This is a genomic window from Pseudomonas sp. BJa5 (assembly GCF_030272875.2).
Taxonomy (GTDB): domain Bacteria; phylum Pseudomonadota; class Gammaproteobacteria; order Pseudomonadales; family Pseudomonadaceae; genus Aquipseudomonas.
Genome location: NZ_JALRNG020000018.1, coordinates 52,895 through 73,261, shown reverse-complemented (window position 1 = coordinate 73,261; position 20,367 = coordinate 52,895). Strand labels below are relative to the sequence as shown.

Below are 20,367 nucleotides of genomic sequence, written 5' to 3'. Positions count from 1 at the left end.
TTCAACCAGGGACCTTTATGTCACGTCGTATTTCCCCCGTCATACCCGGCTTCGGGCTGACGCTGGGCTACACCTTGGTGTACCTCAGCCTGATTGTGCTCATACCGCTGGGCGCCATGTTCGTGCATGCCGCCCAGCTCACCTGGGAGCAGTTCTGGGCCATCATCAGTGCACCGCGGGTACTTGCCGCGCTCAAGCTGAGTTTCGGTACTGCCCTCTTCGCCGCCATCATCAACGGCATCATCGGCACCCTGCTGGCCTGGGTGCTGGTGCGCTACACCTTCCCCGGACGCAAGATCATCGAGGCGATGATCGACCTGCCGTTCGCCCTGCCCACCGCGGTGGCCGGTATCGCCCTGACCGCGCTGTATGCGCCGGCCGGCCTGGTCGGCCAGTTCGCCACTGACCTGGGCTTCAAGATCGCCTACACCCCCCTGGGCATCACCCTGGCGCTGACCTTCGTGACCTTGCCCTTCGTGGTGCGCACGGTGCAGCCGGTACTGGCCGATATCCCGCGCGAGGTCGAAGAGGCCGCTGCCTGCCTGGGCGCCAAGCCACTGCAGGTGTTCCGCTATGTGCTGCTGCCAGCCTTGTTGCCAGCCTGGCTGACCGGCTTCGCCCTGGCCTTTGCCCGGGGCGTGGGTGAGTACGGTTCGGTGATCTTCATCGCCGGTAACATGCCGATGAAGACCGAGATCCTGCCGCTGCTGATCATGGTCAAGCTCGACCAGTACGACTACACCGGCGCCACCGCCATCGGCGTGTTGATGCTGGTGGTTTCCTTCATCCTGTTGCTGCTGATCAACTTGCTGCAGCGGCGCATCGAAACCCCTTGAAGGAGGCCATGTCCATGTCTGCATCGTCTATTGGCGCGGCCGCCTCGGCCAACGCCGCCCGCCGTGGCAGCGCCACTTCGCGGCGTATCCTGATCAGCCTCGCCTGGCTGATCTTCGCCCTGTTCCTGCTGCTGCCGCTGGTGATCGTGGTGTCCCAGGGCCTGAAAATGGGCCTGGGGACCTTCTTCGAGGCGATCTTCGAGCCCGACGCGCTGTCGGCCCTGAAGCTGACCCTGATCGCCGTGGCCATCTCGGTGCCGCTGAACCTGGTGTTCGGCGTCAGCGCGGCCTGGTGCGTGAGCAAGTACACCTTCCGCGGCAAGAGCATCCTGGTGACCCTGATCGACCTGCCGTTCTCGGTCTCGCCGGTGATCGCCGGCCTGGTCTACGTGCTGATGTTCGGCGCCCAGGGCCTGTTCGGCCCCTGGTTGCAGGATCACGACATCCAGATCGTCTTCGCCTTGCCGGGCATTGTCCTGGCGACCATCTTCGTCACCGTGCCCTTCGTCGCCCGCGAACTGATCCCGCTGATGCAGGAGCAGGGCACCCAGGAAGAGGAGGCTGCGCGCCTGCTCGGCGCCAACGGCTGGCAGATGTTCTGGCACGTGACCCTGCCCAACATCAAATGGGGCCTGATCTACGGCGTGGTGCTCTGTACCGCGCGGGCCATGGGCGAGTTCGGCGCGGTGTCGGTGGTCTCCGGGCACATTCGCGGGGTGACCAACACCTTGCCGCTGCACGTGGAGATCCTCTACAACGAATACAACCATGTCGCGGCCTTCAGCGTGGCCAGCCTGTTGCTGATCCTGGCGCTCTTCATCCTGCTGCTCAAGCAGTGGAGCGAGTCCCGCATTAACCGTCTGCGCCACAGCGCAGCGGAGGAATAATTCATGTCGATCGAAGTTCGTAACGTCAGCAAGCGCTTCAACGCTTTCCAGGCCCTGGACAGCATCAACCTGGATATCCACAGCGGTGAGCTGGTGGCCCTGCTGGGCCCGTCCGGCTGCGGCAAGACCACGCTGCTGCGGATCATCGCCGGGCTGGAAACCCCCGACCAGGGCAACATCGTCTTCCATGGCGAGGATGTGTCCGGCCACGACGTGCGTGATCGCAACGTCGGCTTCGTGTTCCAGCACTACGCCCTGTTCCGCCACATGAGCGTGTTCGACAACGTCGCCTTCGGCCTGCGCATGAAGCCCAAGGGCGAGCGGCCAAGCGAGAGCAAGATCGCCGAGAAGGTCCATGAACTGCTGAACATGGTCCAGCTTGACTGGCTCAGCGACCGTTACCCCGAGCAACTGTCCGGCGGCCAGCGCCAGCGGATCGCCCTGGCCCGCGCCCTGGCGGTGGAGCCCAAGGTGCTGCTGCTCGACGAGCCGTTCGGCGCCCTCGATGCCAAGGTGCGCAAGGAGCTGCGCCGCTGGCTGGCGCGCCTGCATGAGGACATCAACCTGACCTCGGTGTTCGTCACCCACGACCAGGAAGAGGCCATGGAAGTCGCCGACCGTATCGTGGTGATGAACAAGGGCGTGATCGAGCAGATCGGCTCGCCGGGCGAGGTGTACGAGAACCCGGCCAGTGACTTCGTCTATCACTTCCTCGGCGACTCCAACCGCTTGCACCTGAGCGAGGGCCACCACGTGTTGTTCCGACCGCACGAGGTGTCGCTGTCGCGGCACGAGATCGAAGGCCATCATGCCGCGGAAGTGCGTGATATTCGTCCGTTGGGCGCGACTACCCGAGTGACCCTGAAGGTCGAGGGCCAGAGCGAGCTGATCGAGGCCGAAGTGGTCAAGGACCACGACAGCCTGAGCGGGTTGGCGCGTGGCGAAACCCTGTTCTTCAAGCCCAAGGTCTGGCAGAAAGTCGCCAACATCTGACCCACTCTGATCGCGGGGCAAGCCCGCTCCTACAGAGGTTTTCACCAAACCTGTAGGAGCGGGCTTGCCCCGCGATTGCATTGCGCTTCACCTCCCTCCTATATGCCTATTCGGCATTAAAAGTATCGGCCAAATGCATTTGCCGCAGCTCGGTCGCACTCCTTATAAAGTCACTCTCTTATTCGGTAAAAATATGTAAATCAATATACAAATAACTATCAGGAATATACGTTCCTGCCAGGAGCTGTCCATGAGTCCGACCCTTCGCGCTGCACCTCTCTCATCCCGTCGGCTCAAGCGCCTGCCTATGGCCCTGCTGCTGGCCGGCAGCGCGCACTGGCTGCCGGCCCAAGCCGACGAGCCGGCGCAGACGGCAGTCAAGGCCAGTGACAGCCAGCTCAAGACCGTGACCGTGACCGCCCGGCGCCGCGAGGAAAGCGCCCAGAGCGTGCCGACGCCAATCAGCGTGCTCGACGGCCAGACCCTGGAAAACCAGCGCGTCTACCGCATCCAGGACCTGCAGCAACTGGTGCCGAGCGTCAACGTTGCCTACATGCATGCGCGCCAGTCCAGCGTGTCGATCCGTGGCCTGGGTAACAACCCGGCCAGCGATGGCCTGGAGGGCAGCGTCGGGCTCTACCTGGACAACGTCTACCTCGGCCGGCCGGGCATGGCGGTGTTCGACCTGGTGGACATCGAGCAGCTGGAAGTGCTGCGTGGTCCGCAAGGCACCCTGTTCGGCAAGAACACCACTGCCGGGGTGATCAACATCAGCACCCGCGCGCCCAGCTTCACCCCCGAGCGCAGCATCGAAACCTCGGTGGGCGAGGATGGCTACTTCCAGACCAAGGGCACGCTGTCCGGCCCGTTGAGCGAGACCCTGGCCGGGCGCATTTCGGCCTACCGCACCCGCAGCGACGGCGATATCAAGAACGAGTTCGACGGCCATACCCTCAATGGCGGCTCGCGCCAGGGCTTTCGCGGGCAGTTGCTGTACAAGCCGAACGAGCAGTTCAATCTGCGCTGGATCGGCGACTACAACGAAGAAGACTCCAGCGCCGGCACCCGCCTGCTGTTCAGCACCGGGCCGACCATCAATGGCGTCAACCGCTACGAAACCCGTGCCAGGGCGGCCGGTGCCACGCTGATCGACGGCAGCACGCGCAAGGTCAACCTCGATAGCGATCAGCAGGTCACGGTGTTCCAGGGCGGCACCTCGCTGGAAGCCAACTGGACCCTGGACAACGACTTCACCCTGACCTCGGTCAGTGCCTACCGCTGGTGGGATTTCACCCCGCGCAACGACGAGGGCCTGAACGTGCCGGCGGCCTACAACTCCGGCGTGTCGGTGCGCGACAAGCAGTACTCCCAGGAATTTCGCCTGGCCTCGCCCACCGGTGGATTCTTCGACTACGTGGTGGGTGCCTACTACTTCGGCTCGGACCTGGATAACCAATCCTTCGTCTTCTACGGGCCCCAGGCCGATATCTGGAACGGCACGCCCGCTGGCGCCCTGGCCAATGTCACCACCCTGGGCAAGGGCCATATCGACACCGACAGCTTCGCCCTGTTCGGCCAGGGCACCTGGCACCTGACCGAGCGCCTGGATTTCACCGCCGGCATCCGTGGCACCTACGAAGAAAAAAGCGCCTGGGTCGACCGCAATGCGCCGGTCAACGGTGCCGCGGTCACGGGCGCGGCCGCCGCGGCCCGCCAGGCACGGGTCGGCGCCTATGATTCGGGGGATCTCAACCAGTACACCTTCAGCCCTTCGGGGCTGCTCAACCTGAGCTACCGCTTCACCGATGACCTGCTCGGCTACGCCACCTTGTCCCACGGCGAGAAGTCCGGCGGGGTCAACCTGACGGTGGCGACCGCACCGGTGGCCGGGGCCGATTCGCTGCTGGTGGGCACCGAGCGCGCCAATAACGCCGAACTGGGTCTGAAGAGCACCCTCTGGGACCGCCGTCTGCAACTCAACGCCAACCTGTTCTGGACCGAGGTCCACGGCTACCAGACCAACGCCTACGACGAAGCCAACCGGGTGCAGTACCTGACCAACGCCGGTTCCGTGCGTTCGCGCGGGGTCGAGGTGGAAAGCACCCTGGTGCCAATCCGTGGCCTGACCTTGAACCTCAACGGCTCCTACAACGACGTCCGCTATCTCTCCTACAAGGACGCCCCGTGCCCGCCGGAGGTCGCCCTGCAGCCAGGCGCACCGGCCTCCTGCGACCTGACCGGGCACCAGGTGGTCGGCGCCTCGAAGTGGATCGGCAACGCCAACGGCACCTACCAGTGGGACCTGGACAACGGCCTGCAGCCCTATGTCACCGCCAGCTACGCGTTCCGTTCCAAGGCCGTGGGCACGGTCGAGGACTCGGACTTCGCGCAGATCCCCAGCTATGCCGTGGTCAACCTGTCCACCGGCCTGCGGGGCGATCTGGGGCAGGGGCAGTGGGATGTCTCGCTGTGGCTGAAGAACGCCTTCGACAAGACCTACTACACCACCCTCTGGAGTGCGGCCAATGGCGGTTATGAAGGACTGCCGGGCACGCCGAAAACCCTGGGCCTGACCGCTCGCTACGACTTCTGAGGCCGGTTTTGCCATGCCTGCGCCACATACTTTTCATGCGTGGCAGGCATAGCAAATACGCCGATGGGCGCAAGGCCGCGAACGGCGCGGCTTTGAGCGGAGGCATCGTTTTTCATATTCGTAAATCATCTATCTATAACTTTAAAGATTACTTTAAGAAATAAGCAGTGCCGATTGATGATCCATCCAGCGAAGGCCAATGAGCGGCCTTCGATGTAACGAACGCAGACCCGGGAGCTGATCAATGGGTAATGTCCAGACCGCCGCCGCCACACTCGATGTGCGCTGGCGCCAGACGCCGGGCGGCGCGCTGGTCGACTTCGGCCGAGCGCACCGTGTGCCCCTGGCGCAGCAACGCTTGCAGCGCACGCCGAACAGCGCCCTGGGTCGCCGCGACAAGTTCCTGCTGGGCGTTTTCGCCCTGGCCCTGCATGGCGCCGTGGCCTATTGGCTCAGCCAGGCGCCTACACCGGTTCTACCGGTGGTAGCGCCAGAAATTCCACCGATGACCATCGAGTTTTCCCAGCCGGCACCGCCAGTGGTCCAGCCACCGCCACCCGCACCGCCACCTGCGGTCGTGGAGCCACCGCCGCCGGTGGTGGATGAGCTGGCGGCCAAACCTGCGCCCAAGCCGCTGCCCAAGCCGAAACCCAAGCCTGTCGCCAAGCCAGTGGCCAAACCGGTGACCAAGGCCGTCGAGCAGCCACCGGCACCCGCGCAGCCCGTCGCGCCAGCGGCGCCACCCGCACCGCCTGCGCCAGCGCCGGTGACACCGGCCTCGGCCAGTGCCGGCTACCTGAAGAACCCGGCGCCGGAATACCCGGCACTGGCCCACCGCCGCGGCTGGGAAGGCACGGTGCTGTTGCGGGTGCATGTGCTGGCCAGCGGCAAGCCGGGCGAGATCCAGCTGCAAAAGAGCAGCGGCCGCCAGCCACTCGACGAGGCCGCCCTGGCGGCGGTCAAGCGCTGGAGCTTCGTGCCGGCCAAGCAAGGGGACGTGGCCCTGGATGGCTGGGTCAGCGTACCGATCGAATTCAAGATCCACTAATTCGCGCTAACAGAGAGAGTACTGATCATGACGTTATTGGCATCCCCCCTCGAATCCATCGAAAGCGCGGTGATCTGGCTGCTGGTGGGCTTCTCTGTGGTCACCTGGGGACTGGCCCTGGTCAAGGGCGTGCAGTTCCTGCGCCTGAAAAACCAGGACAAGCGCTTTCACAAGCAGTTCTGGGCCGCCTCCAGCCTGGATGCCGCTGCCGAGCTGAGCGACAGCCAGCCTGGCGCGGCGGCCCGGGTAGCCCAGGCCGGCTACGCGGCAATCGCTGTGGGTGAGCCGGGCGATGCCCGCGACCTGAGCCAGGCGATCAACCACCAGGACCGCCTGGAGCGTGCCCTGCGCCAGCAGATCGTGCGTGAGCGCCGCTCCCTGGAAACCGGCCTGGCGGTGGTCGCCAGTATCGGCAGCACCTCGCCCTTCATCGGCCTGTTCGGCACGGTCTGGGGCATCATGGAAGCACTCAAGGGCATCAGCGCCGCCGGTTCCGCCAGTCTGGAAACCGTGGCCGGGCCCATTGGTGCGGCGTTGGTGGCCACCGGCGTGGGGATCGCCGTCGCGGTGCCGGCGGTGCTGGTTTACAACTACTTCCTGCGCAGCCTGAAGCTGACCGCCGCCGACCTCGACGACTTTGCCCACGACTTCTACAGCCTGGCGCAGAAGAGCGCCTTCCGTGTGCTGATCCATCCGACTGCCTACAAAGCGGCCGGCAGCCATCCGCAGACTGTGAAGGAGGCCTCCTGACATGGCCTTCTCGACCCAGGACAGTGACGAAGTACTCAGCGAGATCAACGTGACGCCGCTGGTGGACGTGATGCTGGTGCTGCTGGTGGTGTTCATCGTCACCGCGCCCCTGCTGACCAATGCCATTCCCATCAATTTGCCCAAGACCGAGGCCGTGGCCCCGGTGGAGCAGAAGGACCCGCTGGTGGTGAGCATCGATGGCGGCGGCCAGCTGTTCATCAACAAGGATCAGATCCAGCCCGACCTGCTGGAAACCAACCTGCAGGCGGCCAAGGCCAAGGACCCGGAACTGCGCGTGCAGCTGCAGGCCGACGATGGCGTGAACTATGGGGAAGTGGCGCGTGCCATGGCCTCGATCGAACGAGCCGGTATCACCAAGTTGTCGGTGATCACCGCCCGCTGAGCAACACACCTCAGGCAAGTCTTCAGGGCCATTTCTCTGGCAGGGGGGTGGCCCTTTTTTTATCTGCGTCTCGGGAACCGCTCCTACAGAGAATAGTTTTGGTTATTAATAAATAGCTTCTTATTCCTTTACGAATATAACCACGCCCCTATACTTTGCCTCAAGCACGCAAACCCCACAGGAGGCGTCCCCATGCGCAACACGTCGATCCGTTACCTGATTGTGCCGGGCTGGCAAGGATCGCCAGAAGATCATTGGCAGAGCCACTGGCAGCAGGTGCTGCCCAACAGTGCCCGGGTGGAGCAGGCCGACTGGCTGACGCCGCGGCGCGAAGATTGGGTGGCGGCACTGGAGCAGGCCGTGGCCGCTGACGCTTCGCCGGTCATCCTGATTGCCCACAGCCTGGGTTGCATCACCGTCGCCCACTGGGCAGCGCAAGCCAGCGTGAGTTTGCTACGCCGGGTGCATGGCGCGTTGCTGGTGGCGCCGGCCGATGTCGAGCGCCCGACCTGCGCCGATGCCCTGCGCAACTTCGCGCCGATTCCACAGCAGACATTGCCGTTCCCGAGCCAAGTGGTCAGCTCCGACAACGACCCGGCGGTCAGTGCCCCGCGGGCCATGCAACTGGCCCGTGGTTGGGGTGCCGAGGTGGGCTTTCTCGCCGGGGCCGGACATATCAACGTCAAGTCCGGCCACCGTCGCTGGGAGCAGGGCTTTGCCTACCTGTACCGCCTGCAGAACCGTCTCGAACAGCACGCCCTTCGCCGCGCCTGACCCCGGGCGCTGACCTTTCGCCAGAACCAACGCCCGGCCCCAGGTGCTGCGGGCGGGAGTTTGCCATGAGTCATCACGATACCTTCGGCCAGCCCTTGCTGACCTTTCCCGAACTGGACAAGAGCCCGCTGAGCATCCGCGCCAAGGCGCTGGTGTTCGTCGACCCGCGTTCGCGGCAATTGCGCCAGGAGCTCGAACTGCTGGCGCCGCTGGCGCTGCCGGTGCTGATTCGCGGCGAGACCGGCACCGGCAAGGAGCTGCTGGCCCGGCAGATCCACCGCGCCAGCGATCGCGGCGGCCTGTTCGTTTCGGTCAACTGCGCGGCCATCAGTCCGACCTATGCCGATGCCGAGCTGTTCGGCTACAGCGCCGGCGCCCACAGTGGCACCGCCAGCAGCCGTGCCGGCTGGTTTGGCTCGGCCAATGGCGGCACCTTGTACCTGGACGAAATCGCCGACCTGCCGCTGGCGATCCAGGTGAAACTGCTCGCGGCCCTGGAAAACCGCGAAGTCACCCGGGTCGGCGCACAACAGCCCAGCCCCGTGGATGTGCGCCTGGTGGCGGCGTCGAGCATCGACCTGGGCGAGGCGGTCAGCGCCGGCAAGTTCCATGACCGGCTCTACCATTACCTGCATGAGGGCCAGTTGCTGCTGCCGGCGTTGCGCGAGCGGGTCGGCGACATCCTGCCGCTGGCCGAGTATTTCGTCGGCATCTACAGCCCGCGCCTGAACCTGTCGGTGCCGTTGATCAGCGAGGCGGCGCAACGGGTGCTGGAACTGCACAGCTGGCCAGGCAATACCCGGGAGCTGGAGAACGTCATTCACTTTGCCTTGCTGGTCAGCAGCGGTGAAGAAATCCTGCCCCGGCACCTGAATCTGCCGACGCCGCTGCAAGCCCTGGCCAGCCAGCTCGAACAGTTTTGCCAGCTGGCCGACGCGCAGGAACGCACTGCCCTGCAGGCGCTACTGGGGAAGACTTTGCAGCGTCTGGGCTGATGGTTGAAAATGGAATAAGCAGCAAAATAAAAGATATTGTTGCGGAATAAAAAATCTAGGTATTGTCCGCTCCAAGCCAGCTAGCAATGTGCTGGCAACCCATTTTGCCGTCGACCGATGGTCATGTATTCGAATAAGGATTACGCATGAAAAAGGCTCTGTTGTTCACTGCTCTGGCGGCCGCTCTGTCGGTTGCAGGTTTTGCCCAGGCGGGCGAGAAACTGGTGGTCGCCGCCACCCCCGTGCCTCATGCCGAAATCCTCGAGCTGATCAAGCCGACCCTGGCCAAGGAAGGTGTGGACCTGGAGATCAAGGTGTTCACCGACTACGTGCAGCCTAACGTGCAGGTCGACCAGAAGCGCCTGGACGCCAACTACTTCCAGACCCTGCCGTACCTGAAGAACTTCAACGAAGGCAAAGGCACTCACCTGGAAACCGTTATCGGTGTTCACGTCGAGCCTTTCGGCGGCTACTCGAAAAAGGTCAAGAACCTGAGCGAACTCAAGGAAGGCGCTACCGTTGCCATTCCTAACGAGGGCAGCAACAGCGGTCGCGCCCTGCTGCTGTTGCAGAAGGCCGGCCTGATCACCCTGAAGGATCCGAAGAACGCCCTGGCAACCCCGAAAGACATCGCCGAGAACCCGAAGAAACTGAAGTTCCGCGAGCTTGAGTCGGCCATGCTGCCGCGCGTGCTGGACCAGGTCGACCTGGACATGATCAACACCAACTACGCCCTGGAAGCCGGCCTGAACCCGGCCAAGGACGCCCTGGTGATCGAAGGCGCCGACTCGCCATACGTCAACTTCCTGGTAGCCCGTCCGGACAACAAGGACAGCGCCGCCATCCAGAAGCTGGCCAAGGCCCTGACCAGCCCGGAAGTGAAGACCTTCATCGAGAAGAAATACAGCGGTGCGGTACTGCCGGCGTTCTGATTCGCCGTAGCAGCCCAAACACCTCGATAACGTCGACGCAGGCAATGCCGCGTCGGCGTTTTTTTATGCCTCAGTTTCGCGACCGGACCGCGCGCAGCAGGGCGCTCAGCAGTTTCAGCAGGTCCTGGGGATCGTGGTTCGCCTGGTTGTTCATTGTTGTTTTCTTCCTTGAGATAGGAGGGAAGTGACAGGGGTTGGATTGCCTTTTGGGCGGAAAGATCCCGGCACACCGAAGGATTTCGCAGGTTAGCTGTTTGGGTGATATCAATATGCAATAAAGGTATTTAAATAATTTTTCTTATGCCTTTAGAGTCTTAGTGATGGTGCTTACCCGCACTGACAACCCTGTTTAGAGCGGTCCGATTACCCTTGGACCGATCCGAGATCCGTCCATGTCGCACTGCCACCATTCTGTGTCGAGGCCCTGTCCATGAGTTTCGACGTCGCCTTTATCCTTAGCACATTCCCGGCGTTTCTCAAGGCCGTGGGGGTTACCCTGCAGGTCGGCCTGATCGCCATTGCCACCTCGTTGCTGGTGGCGCTGGTCAATGCGGCAATCCTGGTCTATCGCACGCCGTACCTGCAGCGCCTGGTAACGCTCTACGTCGAGCTGGCGCGCAATACGCCGCTGCTGATCCAGCTGTTCTTCGTCTACTTCGCCCTGCCGACCCTGGGCCTGAAGATTTCCGGCTTTGCCGCGGCGATCATCACCATGACCTTCCTCGGTGGTGCCTACCTGACCGAAGTGCTGCGCGCCGGTGTCGAGGCGGTGCCGGCGGCGCAGCTGGAGTCCGGGCGTTCGATCGGCCTGTCCGAAGGCCAGCTGCTGCGCCACGTGATCCTGCCCCAGGCCGGGATCCTCAGCCTGCCGTCGCTGTTCGCCAATTTCATCTTCCTGCTCAAGGAAACCACCGTGGTGTCGGCGGTGGCGGTGCCGGAGATTCTCTACACCACCAAGAGCTACATCGCCCTGTATTACAAGACCTACGAGATGCTCGCGGTGCTGACGCTGATCTGCGTGCTGCTGTTCCTGCCGTTGTCGCTGTTGCTCAGCCGTCTGGAAAGGAGGCTGCAACATGGCCAGTTCGGGTCTTGAGTTGCTGCTGGTGTCCTTGCCGCAACTGGGCAAGGGCGCTGCGCAGACCCTGGCCATCTCGGGCCTGGGGATTGTCTTCAGCACCCTCGGTGGCGTGCTCTACGGCGTGCTGGCCAGCCTCAACCTGCGCAGCCTGAACCTGGTGCTGCGGGTCTACCTGGAGCTGTTCCGGGCGATCCCGGTGCTGGTTTGGTTGTACCTGCTGTTCTTCGGCTTGCCGATCTTCTTTGCCTTGAGTATCCCCAGCTTCTGGTGCGCGGTGCTGGTGCTGTCGTTGTGGGGCGCCAGTGAGGTGGGCGAAGTGGTGCGCGGTGCCTTGCGCTCCTTGCCCCGCGGGCAACGCGAGGCCGGGCTGTCGATCGGCCTCGGTGCCTGGCAGCTGTATGGCTACGTGTTGCTGCCCCAGGCGCTCAAGCGCATGACCCCACCGACCATCAACATCTACACGCGGATCATCAAGACCAGTTCGCTGGCGGTGCTGATCGGGGTGGTCGATGTGATCAAGGTCGGCCAGCAGATCATCGAGCGCACCTACGAATCGGTGCTGATCTACGGCGCGCTGTTCCTGTTCTTTTTCTTTATCTGCTACCCGCTCTCGGCCGCCTCGCGCGCCCTTGAGCGCCGCTGGACACACGCATGAGCGCACTGATCGGGTTCAAAGGCTTCAACAAATCCTTCGGCAAGCACCGGGTGCTGAACAACATCGACCTTTCGGTGCGCAGCGGCGAAGTGGTGGTGATCCTCGGCCCCAGCGGCTGCGGCAAGAGCACCTTGCTGCGCTGCCTCAATGGCCTGGAAAGCGCCGACAGCGGTCACCTGCGCCTGGCCGGCGAGGAACTGCTGGATCCGCGCACCGACTGGCGCCAGGTACGCCAGCGGGTGGGCATGGTGTTCCAGAGTTATCACCTGTTCGGCCACATGAACGTGCTCGACAACCTGTTGCTCGGCCCGCTCAAGGTGCAGAAGCGCGAGCGCCGCGAGGCCCAGGCCCAGGCCGAAGCACTGCTGGCCCGGGTCGGCCTGCTGGACAAGCGCGATGCCTATCCGCGCGAGCTCTCCGGTGGCCAGCAGCAGCGCATCGCCATTGTCCGTTCGCTGTGCATGAACCCCGAGGTGATGCTGTTCGACGAGGTCACCGCCGCCCTGGACCCGGAGATGGTCAAGGAGGTGCTGCAAGTGATCCAGGGCCTGGCCCGCGACGGCATGACCCTGCTCATCGTCACCCATGAAATGGCCTTCGCCCGTGCGGTGGCCGATCGCATCGTGTTCATGGAGGCCGGCAGGATCCTTGAACAGCGCGACCCCGAGAGCTTCTTTACGAACCCGCAGACCGCACGCGCGCAGCAGTTCCTGGAGAAATTCTCCTTTGTAGAAAGCCTGCCCACACTGCCCGCAAAGGAACTGTCATGAAAACTGCGAAAACCTCGAAACTGCTGGTGTCCCTGTTCGGCCTGGCTCTGCTGGCCGGTTGCAACAAGGCTGAAGAACCGGCCAAGCCGGCGTCGTCGGGCGCTGCACCGGCCACCAGTTACCTGGAAACCATCAAGGCGCGCGACAAGCTGATCGTCGGCGTATTCACCGACAAGCCGCCGTTCGGCTTCGTTGACGAGAGCGGGCGCTACGTCGGCTTCGATACCGACATCGGTCGCCAGTTCGCCAAGTCGCTGCTCGGTGACGAGAACAAGGTCGAATTCGTGGCGGTGGAACCGGCCAGCCGTATTCCCTTCCTGCAAAGCGACAAGGTCGACCTGATCCTGGCCAACATGACTGTCACCCCGGAGCGCAAGGAGGCGGTGGAATTCACCAACCCCAACCTGCGCGTGGCGGTGCAGGCCCTGGTGCCGGAAGGCAGCAGCGTGAAAAAACTCGATGACCTGGCCGACAAGACCACCATCGTCACCACCGGCACCACGGCGGATATCTGGCTGACCAAGAACCACCCGGACTGGAAGTTGCTCAAGTTCGAGAAAAACTCCGAGTCGCTGCAGGCCCTGGCCAATGGCCGTGGTGACGCCTACGCCCAGGACAACCTGATCCTGTTCAGCTGGTCGAAGCAGAACCCGGGCTATCGCGTGTTGGCCGAGAAGCTAGGGGAAGAAGCACCGATCGCCCCGGCGGTGAAGAAGGGCAATATCGAGCTGCGTGACTGGGTCAATGCCGAACTGGCGCGCCTGGGTGAGCAGAAGTTCCTGCTCAAGCTGTATGACCAGTACGTGCGCAAGGAACTGAGCGACGACACCAAGCCTGAGAGCGTGATTGTCGAAGGGGGCAAGTGGCAGGGTTGATTCCGTAGCGCGGCCATCGCAGGCTACGCCAGCTCCCACAGGGGCTTGAGGTTGTCACTGTAACTGTGGGAGCTGGCGAAGCCTGCGACCGACTGCGCAGCAGTCGCCGTCTAATGCCCCGGTACCAGCCGCAAGGTGCTCTTTGCGGCAACAGGCCCCAGCTGTGCCTTGTGGTAGCGCCCCTCGATGTAATCCCTGGCCTGGTCGGCATAGTGCCTGTCGAACAGCACACCACTTTGCCCGACCGGGTTGCTGGTCAGGGCCTGGCCCGGATCGGCAAAGTCGATCAGCCGTCGGGTAGAAGGCCCGTAGGTTACCGGCCAGGGCGCCGGCCCGATCTTCGCCGACAGGTTGTTCGGCACTTCATGACTGCCGGGCGCGGCAAAGGCGCCGACATTGAACAGCAGGTTCAAGGGTTTCTGCAGCCCCAGCGGGTGGTTGTGGGTCAGGGTATGCGCCTTGCCCCACTGCCAGTCGGCCGGGTCCTTGCCCAGGGTTTCGCGCAGGTGCGCCAGGCTCGCCTGCCAGGCGCGCTTGACCGCTTCGCGACGCCCGCCCTGCTCGCTGCTGCCGCGCAGCCGCCACCAGGGCGATTCGGCATCGGCGGCCAGGCGCGGCAGGGCGGCATCGATGACCCGGGTGCTGATCAGCGGCTTGAACCAGGCATCGCCCAGCTCGTCGTGCAACGCCGCATAGGCCAGGTCGTAGAGGAACTGGTTGAACAGGGTGGCGCTGACCGAGTCCAGCGGGTAGTCGCCGTTCCAGCCGGCCAGTTGTTCCACCAGCTCTTTCTCCTGATCGCCCTCGGCCACCTCGCGCAGCACGCCGAGCAACGGTGCCAGGGTGCGCGGCCCGTAGGCGGTCACGGTGTCGAGTTGCAGCGCCTGGCTGTTCTGGGTATCCCATTTGGTCAGCGGGTCGGCCAGCTGGCGGTTCAGTTGTTGCCCGCGGTCGGCCAGGTTGTAGTAGCCGGGGATTGGCATGGACGCCGGTGGCTGGAAGTTGGCCGAGACGATATAGCCGCTCGGCGGGTTTTCCTGTTGCGGGTTGGCGCTGAACGGGTAGAAGCCGAGCTTGTCGGCCTGGGACGTGCTGCCGTCGAGGATGAACGACGGGTTGACCCCTTGCGCACGGACCGGCAATTGCGCGGCCGCCCACCAGCCGATATCACCGCGGGCATTGGCCCACACCAGGTTCAGGCCGGGCGCCTGGATCTTTGCGGCGGCGGCGCGCATCTTGTCCAGGGTGTCGGCGCGGTTGACCTGGTAGAAGCCTTCGAGCAGCGGGTTGTCGGTTTCCAGGAAGGCCCACCACATGGCGATCGGCGTCGGCCCGGCGTTGTCGCCGATCACCGGGTTGACGATCGGACCGTGGGGCGAGCGGCGCAAGGTGATGGTCAGCGGTTGCTCGCCCTTCACCGCGATGCTGTCCTGGGTCACGGTCAACGGCTGCCACTGGCCATTGATGCGCACCTGGTCGGGGTTGTCCGGGTTGACCTGTTCGGCGATCAGGTCGACATCGTCGTTCTGGAACATGGTCAGGCTCCAGCCGAAGTCGCGGTTGTGCCCCAGCGAGGCAAAGGGGTTGAGCGCCTGGTGGTAGCCGTAGAGGTTGAAGCCCGGCGCCGACAGCTCGGCCTCGTACCACACCGACGGCACGGCAAAACTGATGTGCGGATCGCCGGCGAGCAAGGGTTTGCCACTGCGGGTACGGCTGCCGGACACGGCCCAGGCGTTGCTGCCTTCGTACTGGGGAATGCCGGCAGCGCTCAGGGCGTCCTGGCTCACCCGTGCCAGGTGCTCCAGGCTTTTCCAGTCGGCGGCGGCCAGGGGCGGGCCGTTGTGTACGGCACCCTGGGGGTCCCACGCCAGGTCGAAGATCTTCAGGTAGTCGTCACCGAGATGATCGCGTACGAAGGTCAGCACCGGCTCGGTGCGAAAGGCTGCGGCGAAGCTGTAGGCCATGTAACCGGCAATGCTCAGGGTGTCCTGGGCGGTGAACGGCCGCGGGGTGATGCCCAGCACGTCGAATTCCATGGGCTTGGGGTGGCTGGCCTGCCAGGCGTTGACGCCGTCGAGGTAGGCTTGCAGGGCAATCCAGGCCGGCGCTTGTTTGTCCTGGCGTGCGACCAGGCGTTCGGCCTGTTCGCGGATGCGCAGGCTGCGGAACAGGGTATCGGTGGGTACCAGCTTGCTGCCGAGGATCTCGGCCAGCTCGCCCCGGGCCAGGCGGCGGATGATCTCCATCTGGAACAGGCGGTCCTGGGCATGCACGTAGCCCAGGGCGCGGTACAGGTCGGTCTCGTTGTCGGCCTGGATATGCGGCACGCCACGCTCGTCGTAGCGCACGTTGACCGGCGCCTGCAGGCTGGCCAGTGCGACCTCGCCCTCACGCTGGGGCAGCTTGCCCTGCACATACCAGTAACCACCGCCAGCGGCTGCGGCAATGGCCATGGCGAGGACGGTCAGGCTGCGCTTCATCGGAACTCCTTGTACGTTTTGCCGGATACTGTGGTCCGATCATCACGGTATTTGCGTTCGGAGCATAGTCTCCAGGGAGGAAACATGGATCTCAGTGAAAAGCAGAAAATGCTCAGCGGCCAGCTCTATCACGCCGGTTGCCCGGAGCTGCAGGCCGAGCAGATCGCCAACAAGCACTGGATGCAGCGCTACAACAACAGTACCGAGTTGCTCAACGAACAGCGCCACGGCTTGCTGGTCGAGCACTTCGGCGCGGTCGGCGAGGGCGCGGTGATTCGTCCGCCGTTCTATTGCGACTATGGCTACAACATCAGCGTCGGCAAGAACGTTTTCATGAACTTCAACTGCGTCATCCTCGATGTCACCCCGGTGAGCATCGGCGACGACTGCCAGATCGGCCCCGCGGTGCAGATCTATACCGCCGACCATCCGCTGGACCCCGAACTGCGTCGCAGCGGGCTGGAAAGCGGGCGACCGGTGAAGATCGGCAACAATGTCTGGATCGGCGGTGGCGCAATCATCCTGCCCGGTGTGACCGTGGGTGATAACGCCGTGATCGGCGCCGGTAGCGTGGTGACCCGTGATGTGCCGGCTGGCGCCACCGTGGTGGGCAACCCGGCGCGGGTGCGTCAGTCAGCCCAGGGGCAATAGCAGCCTACGGCCAGGGTATGGGTGGCGCTGACCGTCCGGCCCTGGCTCAGGGCCAGGAGAATCGGCTCGATGAAGCTGTTGCTCGAATTGCAGGTCGCCCCTTCGCTGTAGGGACCGAAGTAGGCCAGGTTGCCCTGGCGGTCCCAGATCGCCACGCCCGGGGTGGCGGGCAGGTGCTCGGCCCCGGGCAGTACCGCCAGGGGCTTGAGGCCGCTCAAAGTGGCGGGGAGCTGGCCGTGGCTGCCGGGTTTTTGCACCACGTAGAATTCCACGCCCTGTGGGGCGAAATGCTCGATCAGCTCGGCCAGGTGCTGCTGGTTGCCGACGTTGCAGGGGCAGGCTGGGTCCCAGAAATGCACCAGGCGGATCGGGCCAGGGCCGGCGATGGCGGCGGGCAGTTGCAGGCGGTCGCCGGCGAACAGCGCGGTCTGGTTGTCGAACGGGCGCAGGTAGCGGCTCTGGAAGTTGTCGTAGGCCCACCACAAACCGGCGGCGCATAGTGCGGCGATGAGCAGGCCGAGCAGGGTTCGGGTGGCGAGGGCAGGCATGGGTGCGGTATCCAGGTAAAGTTGCCTAGCTTGCCATGCCGCTGGCGACAGCTGAATATCACCGCTCAACAACCCGCTCATTCGTTGCCTGGAAATCTACTATGTCTGCGTCCTTTCAGCCCGAGGTGCTACGCGCCAGCCTGTCCACACTGGCTGCGTGTCAGCCACTGTCGGCACAAGCGCAGGCCTACCAGCGCTACTACGGGCTGGATCTGCCGGCGCGCAAGGTCCAGCCGCTGCGTTGGCTGGGCCGCTTCGAGGTGGCGGGCTTCGAACTGGTCGGGCAGGTCTGGCTGCCGCCCAAGCCGGTCGCGACCCTGGTGCTGGTGCATGGTTTCTACGATCACATGGGCCTCTACCGGCATGTCATCGACTGGGCGCTGGACCAGCACTATGCGGTCATCGCCTGCGACTTGCCCGGGCACGGCCTGTCCAGTGGCGAGCGGGCTAGCATCGATGACTTCGCTACTTACCAGCAAGTGCTGCAGGCCCTGTTCGAACAGGCGCGCACGCTGGAGCTGCCGCAGCCCTGGCACCTGTGCGGGCAGAGCACGGGCGGGGCGATTGTCATTGACCATTTGCTCAATGCCGGCCTGCACAGTCCGGCCCAGGGGCACGTGATCCTGCTGGCGCCGCTGGTGCGGCCGCGCTCCTGGCGCTGGTCGAAATTCAGCTATCGCCTGCTGCGGCCATTCGTCAAAGGGATAGAGCGGCGCTTCAGCGAGAACACCAACGACCCGACCTTCCTGCCGTTCCTGCAGGCCGACCCGCTGCAACCCCGGCGCTTGCCGACCGCCTGGGTCGGGGCGCTGGTGGCCTGGGTCAAGCGCATCGAGGCGGCGCCGGCCAGTGGGCGGCGGCCGCTGATCATCCAGGGACAGTCCGACATGACCGTGGACTGGACGCACAACTTGCAGGTGCTGCAAGAGAAGTTCGCCGACCCCGAGATCCTGCTGATTCCCGAGGCCCGCCATCACCTGGCCAATGAGTTGCCGGCCATCCGCCAGCGCTTTTTCGATTTCATCGACCAGCGCCTGGACTGATCACTTCAGGTCCGACGTGTTCTGGCCGACGGCCAGGCCCGCGCGAATGGCGGCCAGTGCCGCCTTGTAGTAGGCCTGGCCCTCGGCGGACTCGGCAAAGCTGGCGAACTCTTCCAGCTCGGCATCGGACAGGTCGCGATAGACGTACAGCAAGGTGTTGTTCAGCTCGCTGCCGATCTGCTCCATCAAGCGCTGGCGCTGCCCGTCCAGCAGGCTCTGGGCCTGGGCGCCACCGAGCAGGCCGGGAATCATCTGGCTGAGGCTGTCGGCGGCAACGCCGGCAATCGCCAGGCTGACTTCGGCGCCAGCTTCGCGGGCAGGCAGGGCCTGGGCCAGGTGGCCGATGATCAACTGGCGGGTGTCGCTGGCCTCGACCTTGGGCAGGCCCTTGGCATTCTTGGCCAACTGGTCGCGGCGGGTGGCCAGCAACTCGGCGGCGACGACCTTGCGTCCCAGCGGCGACTGGAAGAACGCCAGGGCGGGCTGGGGGTTGCTCAGGTTGGCGCGCAGCTGTGCCTGCGCACGCTTGTCCACGGCCTGGGCCTGGAAACGCTGGTTGCTGTTATTGACCAGTGCCTGGAAAACCGCGGGCGGCAAGCTATTGCGATAGCGCTGCTGGGCGGCATCGAGGGCATCGGAAAAGTGGGCGCGCTGTTCGGGCCAGCCGGCGACCTTGTAGAGTTGGTCGAGACTGTCTGCCCAGACAGGCGAGGTGCAGAACATCATCAACAGTAAAAACAAACGACGCATTCAGGACTCCTGTCGGCAGGGCGCTATTGTCTTGGCCTGGCCGGGCTTTGTCGAGACGCCAATGCACACTCTCGGCCAAGTGGCGCTGTCGAATTTCGTGGCAGATGGATACTATGCGCGGCATGCACCTATCTCCTGATGACCCGTTGCTGTTACGCATTGTCGACGACCTGGCCAGCCATGGCTGGTCGCAGCAAACCCTGTTCCTCCCGGAGCCTCTGACCCTGGCGCTGGCGGCCGAGTGCCGCAAGCGTGCCGCCGAAGGCGAGCTGGCGCCGGCTGCTGTGGGGCGGGGGGCATCCCAGGAAGTGCGCGAAGGGATTCGCGGCGATCATATCCAGTGGCTCGAACCCGGGCAGGCCGAGAGCTGCGACCAGTACCTGGAGCTGATGGACAGCCTGCGCATCGCGCTCAACCGCGGCTTGTACCTGGGCCTTGAAGACTTCGAGTGCCACTTCGCCCTGTATCCGGCGGGGGCGTTCTATCGCAGGCACCTCGACCGTTTTCGCGACGATGACCGGCGCACGGTCTCGGCGGTGCTCTACCTCAACCAGGACTGGCAGGCCGGCGACGGCGGGCAACTGCGCATGAGCCTGAAGGGCGACTTCGAGCATGACGTCGAGCCTGCCGGCGGTTGCCTGGTGGTGTTCCTGTCCGGCGACATTCCCCACGAAGTACTGCCGGCCCGGCGTGAGCGTCTGTCCCTCACCGGTTGGTTCCGCCGTCGTGGCAACGACCCGTTCTAAGCCGCACAAGGTGCTGGTCAGCGCTTGCCTGCTGGGTCAGCCGGTGCGCTATGACGGACGCGCCAGCGGTCATCCCGATCTTCTGCAGCAGTGGCAGGCCGAAGGTCGGATCGTGCCCCTGTGTCCGGAAGTGGCAGGCGGGCTGCCGACGCCACGGCCACCGGCGGAGATTCCCGGCGGCCAGGGTGGCGCCGTGCTCGATGGCGATGCGCAGGTGGTGACGGTCGGTGGCGAGGATGTCAGTGCGCAGTTCCTGGCCGGTGCGCGGCGGGCGCTGGCGCTGGTCCGTGCCCATGGCATCCGCATCGCCGTGCTCAAGTCCGGCAGCCCTTCATGCGGCAACCGCTTGACCTATGACGGCACGTTCAGCGGCACCAAGGTGCAGGGCGAGGGTGTGACCACGGCCTTGCTGCGCCGCGAAGGCGTGCAGGTGTTCAGTGAGCTGGAGCTTGAGGCGGCTGAGCGGGCGTTGAAGCAGCTTTGACTTGCTGGGACTGTTCTGGCCCTGTCGCAGGCTTCGCCAGCTCCCACAGGTTTGGCGTGCACCGGTGTTTGTG

The 20,367-nt window shown here is 64.3% G+C and carries 21 protein-coding genes; 18 read left to right on the top strand and 3 right to left on the bottom strand.

Annotated features, from left to right (window positions below; genetic code table 11):
- Positions 1-17 precede the first annotated feature (17 nt).
- From cysT to M2D63_RS12655, 14 genes are all read left to right on the top strand, one after another.
- Entirely contained in the window at positions 18-836 is an 819-nt protein-coding gene (gene cysT, locus M2D63_RS12720) for a sulfate ABC transporter permease subunit CysT (RefSeq protein ID WP_285863272.1), read from the top strand.
- Between the two features lie 14 nt (positions 837-850).
- Positions 851-1,723 (top strand): sulfate ABC transporter permease subunit CysW, encoded by an 873-nt coding sequence (gene cysW / locus M2D63_RS12715; protein ID WP_285863271.1) that lies wholly within the window; start codon positions 851-853, stop codon positions 1,721-1,723.
- Between the two features lie 3 nt (positions 1,724-1,726).
- Positions 1,727-2,716 carry a sulfate/molybdate ABC transporter ATP-binding protein gene (locus tag M2D63_RS12710; RefSeq protein WP_128322962.1) on the top strand — a complete coding sequence of 330 codons (990 nt, stop codon included), beginning with the start codon at positions 1,727-1,729 and terminating at the stop codon, positions 2,714-2,716.
- Between the two features lie 250 nt (positions 2,717-2,966).
- Entirely contained in the window at positions 2,967-5,309 is a 2,343-nt protein-coding gene (locus tag M2D63_RS12705) for a TonB-dependent receptor (RefSeq protein WP_405309935.1), read from the top strand.
- Positions 5,310-5,553: 244 nt separating this feature from the next.
- Positions 5,554-6,357, top strand: coding sequence for an energy transducer TonB (locus M2D63_RS12700; RefSeq protein WP_285863270.1), 804 nt, complete (start codon positions 5,554-5,556; stop codon positions 6,355-6,357).
- A 27-nt stretch (positions 6,358-6,384) separates the two neighbouring features.
- The gene (locus M2D63_RS12695) at positions 6,385-7,107 is read left to right on the top strand and encodes a MotA/TolQ/ExbB proton channel family protein (protein ID WP_285863269.1); all 723 of its coding nucleotides are present in this window, start codon (positions 6,385-6,387) and stop codon (positions 7,105-7,107) included.
- A 1-nt stretch (position 7,108) separates the two neighbouring features.
- Positions 7,109-7,510 (top strand): biopolymer transporter ExbD, encoded by a 402-nt coding sequence (locus M2D63_RS12690; protein WP_285863268.1) that lies wholly within the window; start codon positions 7,109-7,111, stop codon positions 7,508-7,510.
- A gap of 192 nt (positions 7,511-7,702) precedes the next feature.
- The gene (locus M2D63_RS12685; protein ID WP_285863267.1) at positions 7,703-8,284 is read left to right on the top strand and encodes an alpha/beta hydrolase; all 582 of its coding nucleotides are present in this window, start codon (positions 7,703-7,705) and stop codon (positions 8,282-8,284) included.
- 65 nt (positions 8,285-8,349) lie between these two features.
- Positions 8,350-9,279 (top strand): sigma 54-interacting transcriptional regulator, encoded by a 930-nt coding sequence (locus tag M2D63_RS12680; protein WP_285863266.1) that lies wholly within the window; start codon positions 8,350-8,352, stop codon positions 9,277-9,279.
- Between the two features lie 146 nt (positions 9,280-9,425).
- Positions 9,426-10,211: a MetQ/NlpA family ABC transporter substrate-binding protein gene (locus tag M2D63_RS12675; RefSeq protein WP_285863265.1), complete on the top strand. Its 786-nt coding sequence runs from the start codon at positions 9,426-9,428 to the stop codon at positions 10,209-10,211.
- 430 nt (positions 10,212-10,641) lie between these two features.
- Positions 10,642-11,307: an amino acid ABC transporter permease gene (locus tag M2D63_RS12670; protein WP_285863264.1), complete on the top strand. Its 666-nt coding sequence runs from the start codon at positions 10,642-10,644 to the stop codon at positions 11,305-11,307.
- Positions 11,288-11,947: an amino acid ABC transporter permease gene (locus M2D63_RS12665; RefSeq protein ID WP_285863263.1), complete on the top strand. Its 660-nt coding sequence runs from the start codon at positions 11,288-11,290 to the stop codon at positions 11,945-11,947. The genes M2D63_RS12670 and M2D63_RS12665 overlap by 20 nt, the downstream gene beginning before the upstream one ends.
- On the top strand, positions 11,944-12,717 hold the full coding sequence (locus tag M2D63_RS12660; RefSeq protein ID WP_285863262.1) for an amino acid ABC transporter ATP-binding protein: 774 nt from the start codon (positions 11,944-11,946) through the stop codon (positions 12,715-12,717). The genes M2D63_RS12665 and M2D63_RS12660 overlap by 4 nt, the downstream gene beginning before the upstream one ends.
- Positions 12,714-13,592 (top strand): transporter substrate-binding domain-containing protein, encoded by an 879-nt coding sequence (locus tag M2D63_RS12655; RefSeq protein ID WP_285863261.1) that lies wholly within the window; start codon positions 12,714-12,716, stop codon positions 13,590-13,592. The genes M2D63_RS12660 and M2D63_RS12655 overlap by 4 nt, the downstream gene beginning before the upstream one ends.
- 110 nt (positions 13,593-13,702) lie before the next feature.
- On the opposite strand, the gene M2D63_RS12650 is transcribed toward M2D63_RS12655, so the two are convergent.
- On the bottom strand, positions 13,703-16,072 hold the full coding sequence (locus M2D63_RS12650) for a penicillin acylase family protein (protein ID WP_285863260.1): 2,370 nt from the start codon (positions 16,070-16,072) through the stop codon (positions 13,703-13,705).
- Between the two features lie 84 nt (positions 16,073-16,156).
- On the opposite strand from M2D63_RS12650, the gene M2D63_RS12645 reads away from it, so the two are divergent.
- The gene (locus M2D63_RS12645; RefSeq protein WP_285863259.1) at positions 16,157-16,723 is read left to right on the top strand and encodes a sugar O-acetyltransferase; all 567 of its coding nucleotides are present in this window, start codon (positions 16,157-16,159) and stop codon (positions 16,721-16,723) included.
- Here the strand turns inward: M2D63_RS12645 and M2D63_RS12640 are convergent.
- The gene (locus tag M2D63_RS12640) at positions 16,702-17,271 is read right to left on the bottom strand and encodes a DUF6436 domain-containing protein (protein WP_285863258.1); all 570 of its coding nucleotides are present in this window, start codon (positions 17,269-17,271) and stop codon (positions 16,702-16,704) included. The two genes, M2D63_RS12645 and M2D63_RS12640, sit on opposite strands and share 22 nt — an antisense overlap.
- Positions 17,272-17,372: 101 nt before the next feature.
- Here M2D63_RS12640 and M2D63_RS12635 point away from each other — a divergent pair, with 101 nt between their 5' ends.
- A complete protein-coding gene (locus tag M2D63_RS12635; RefSeq protein WP_285863257.1) occupies positions 17,373-18,314 on the top strand; it encodes an alpha/beta hydrolase in 942 nt (313 codons plus the stop codon).
- Here the strand turns inward: M2D63_RS12635 and M2D63_RS12630 are convergent, their stop codons facing one another.
- Entirely contained in the window at positions 18,315-19,064 is a 750-nt protein-coding gene (locus M2D63_RS12630; RefSeq protein WP_285863256.1) for a DUF2059 domain-containing protein, read from the bottom strand. It lies immediately after the preceding gene.
- Between the two features lie 113 nt (positions 19,065-19,177).
- Here M2D63_RS12630 and M2D63_RS12625 point away from each other — a divergent pair, with 113 nt between their 5' ends.
- A complete protein-coding gene (locus M2D63_RS12625; protein WP_285863303.1) occupies positions 19,178-19,810 on the top strand; it encodes a 2OG-Fe(II) oxygenase in 633 nt (210 codons plus the stop codon).
- A complete protein-coding gene (locus M2D63_RS12620) occupies positions 19,791-20,294 on the top strand; it encodes a DUF523 domain-containing protein (RefSeq protein WP_285863255.1) in 504 nt (167 codons plus the stop codon). Before M2D63_RS12625 ends, M2D63_RS12620 begins: the two co-directional genes overlap by 20 nt.
- Positions 20,295-20,367: the final 73 nt, after the last annotated feature.

What these genes read in the sequence shown, in the direction of transcription:
- M2D63_RS12690 (WP_285863268.1), top strand. Translation starts at nt 7,109, where the DNA reads ATGGCCTTCTCGACCCAGGACAGTGACGAAGTACTCAGCGAGATCAAC.
- M2D63_RS12675 (WP_285863265.1), top strand. Translation starts at nt 9,426, where the DNA reads ATGAAAAAGGCTCTGTTGTTCACTGCTCTGGCGGCCGCTCTGTCGGTT.
- M2D63_RS12650 (WP_285863260.1), bottom strand. Translation starts at nt 16,072, where the DNA reads ATGAAGCGCAGCCTGACCGTCCTCGCCATGGCCATTGCCGCAGCCGCT.
- M2D63_RS12695 (WP_285863269.1), top strand. Translation starts at nt 6,385, where the DNA reads ATGACGTTATTGGCATCCCCCCTCGAATCCATCGAAAGCGCGGTGATC.
- M2D63_RS12660 (WP_285863262.1), top strand. Translation starts at nt 11,944, where the DNA reads ATGAGCGCACTGATCGGGTTCAAAGGCTTCAACAAATCCTTCGGCAAG.
- M2D63_RS12640 (WP_285863258.1), bottom strand. Translation starts at nt 17,271, where the DNA reads ATGCCTGCCCTCGCCACCCGAACCCTGCTCGGCCTGCTCATCGCCGCA.
- M2D63_RS12630 (WP_285863256.1), bottom strand. Translation starts at nt 19,064, where the DNA reads ATGCGTCGTTTGTTTTTACTGTTGATGATGTTCTGCACCTCGCCTGTC.
- M2D63_RS12680 (WP_285863266.1), top strand. Translation starts at nt 8,350, where the DNA reads ATGAGTCATCACGATACCTTCGGCCAGCCCTTGCTGACCTTTCCCGAA.
- M2D63_RS12710 (WP_128322962.1), top strand. Translation starts at nt 1,727, where the DNA reads ATGTCGATCGAAGTTCGTAACGTCAGCAAGCGCTTCAACGCTTTCCAG.
- cysT (WP_285863272.1), top strand. Translation starts at nt 18, where the DNA reads ATGTCACGTCGTATTTCCCCCGTCATACCCGGCTTCGGGCTGACGCTG.
- M2D63_RS12665 (WP_285863263.1), top strand. Translation starts at nt 11,288, where the DNA reads ATGGCCAGTTCGGGTCTTGAGTTGCTGCTGGTGTCCTTGCCGCAACTG.
- M2D63_RS12625 (WP_285863303.1), top strand. Translation starts at nt 19,178, where the DNA reads ATGCGCGGCATGCACCTATCTCCTGATGACCCGTTGCTGTTACGCATT.
- M2D63_RS12670 (WP_285863264.1), top strand. Translation starts at nt 10,642, where the DNA reads ATGAGTTTCGACGTCGCCTTTATCCTTAGCACATTCCCGGCGTTTCTC.
- cysW (WP_285863271.1), top strand. Translation starts at nt 851, where the DNA reads ATGTCTGCATCGTCTATTGGCGCGGCCGCCTCGGCCAACGCCGCCCGC.
- M2D63_RS12645 (WP_285863259.1), top strand. Translation starts at nt 16,157, where the DNA reads ATGGATCTCAGTGAAAAGCAGAAAATGCTCAGCGGCCAGCTCTATCAC.
- M2D63_RS12635 (WP_285863257.1), top strand. Translation starts at nt 17,373, where the DNA reads ATGTCTGCGTCCTTTCAGCCCGAGGTGCTACGCGCCAGCCTGTCCACA.
- M2D63_RS12700 (WP_285863270.1), top strand. Translation starts at nt 5,554, where the DNA reads ATGGGTAATGTCCAGACCGCCGCCGCCACACTCGATGTGCGCTGGCGC.
- M2D63_RS12655 (WP_285863261.1), top strand. Translation starts at nt 12,714, where the DNA reads ATGAAAACTGCGAAAACCTCGAAACTGCTGGTGTCCCTGTTCGGCCTG.
- M2D63_RS12705 (WP_405309935.1), top strand. Translation starts at nt 2,967, where the DNA reads ATGAGTCCGACCCTTCGCGCTGCACCTCTCTCATCCCGTCGGCTCAAG.
- M2D63_RS12685 (WP_285863267.1), top strand. Translation starts at nt 7,703, where the DNA reads ATGCGCAACACGTCGATCCGTTACCTGATTGTGCCGGGCTGGCAAGGA.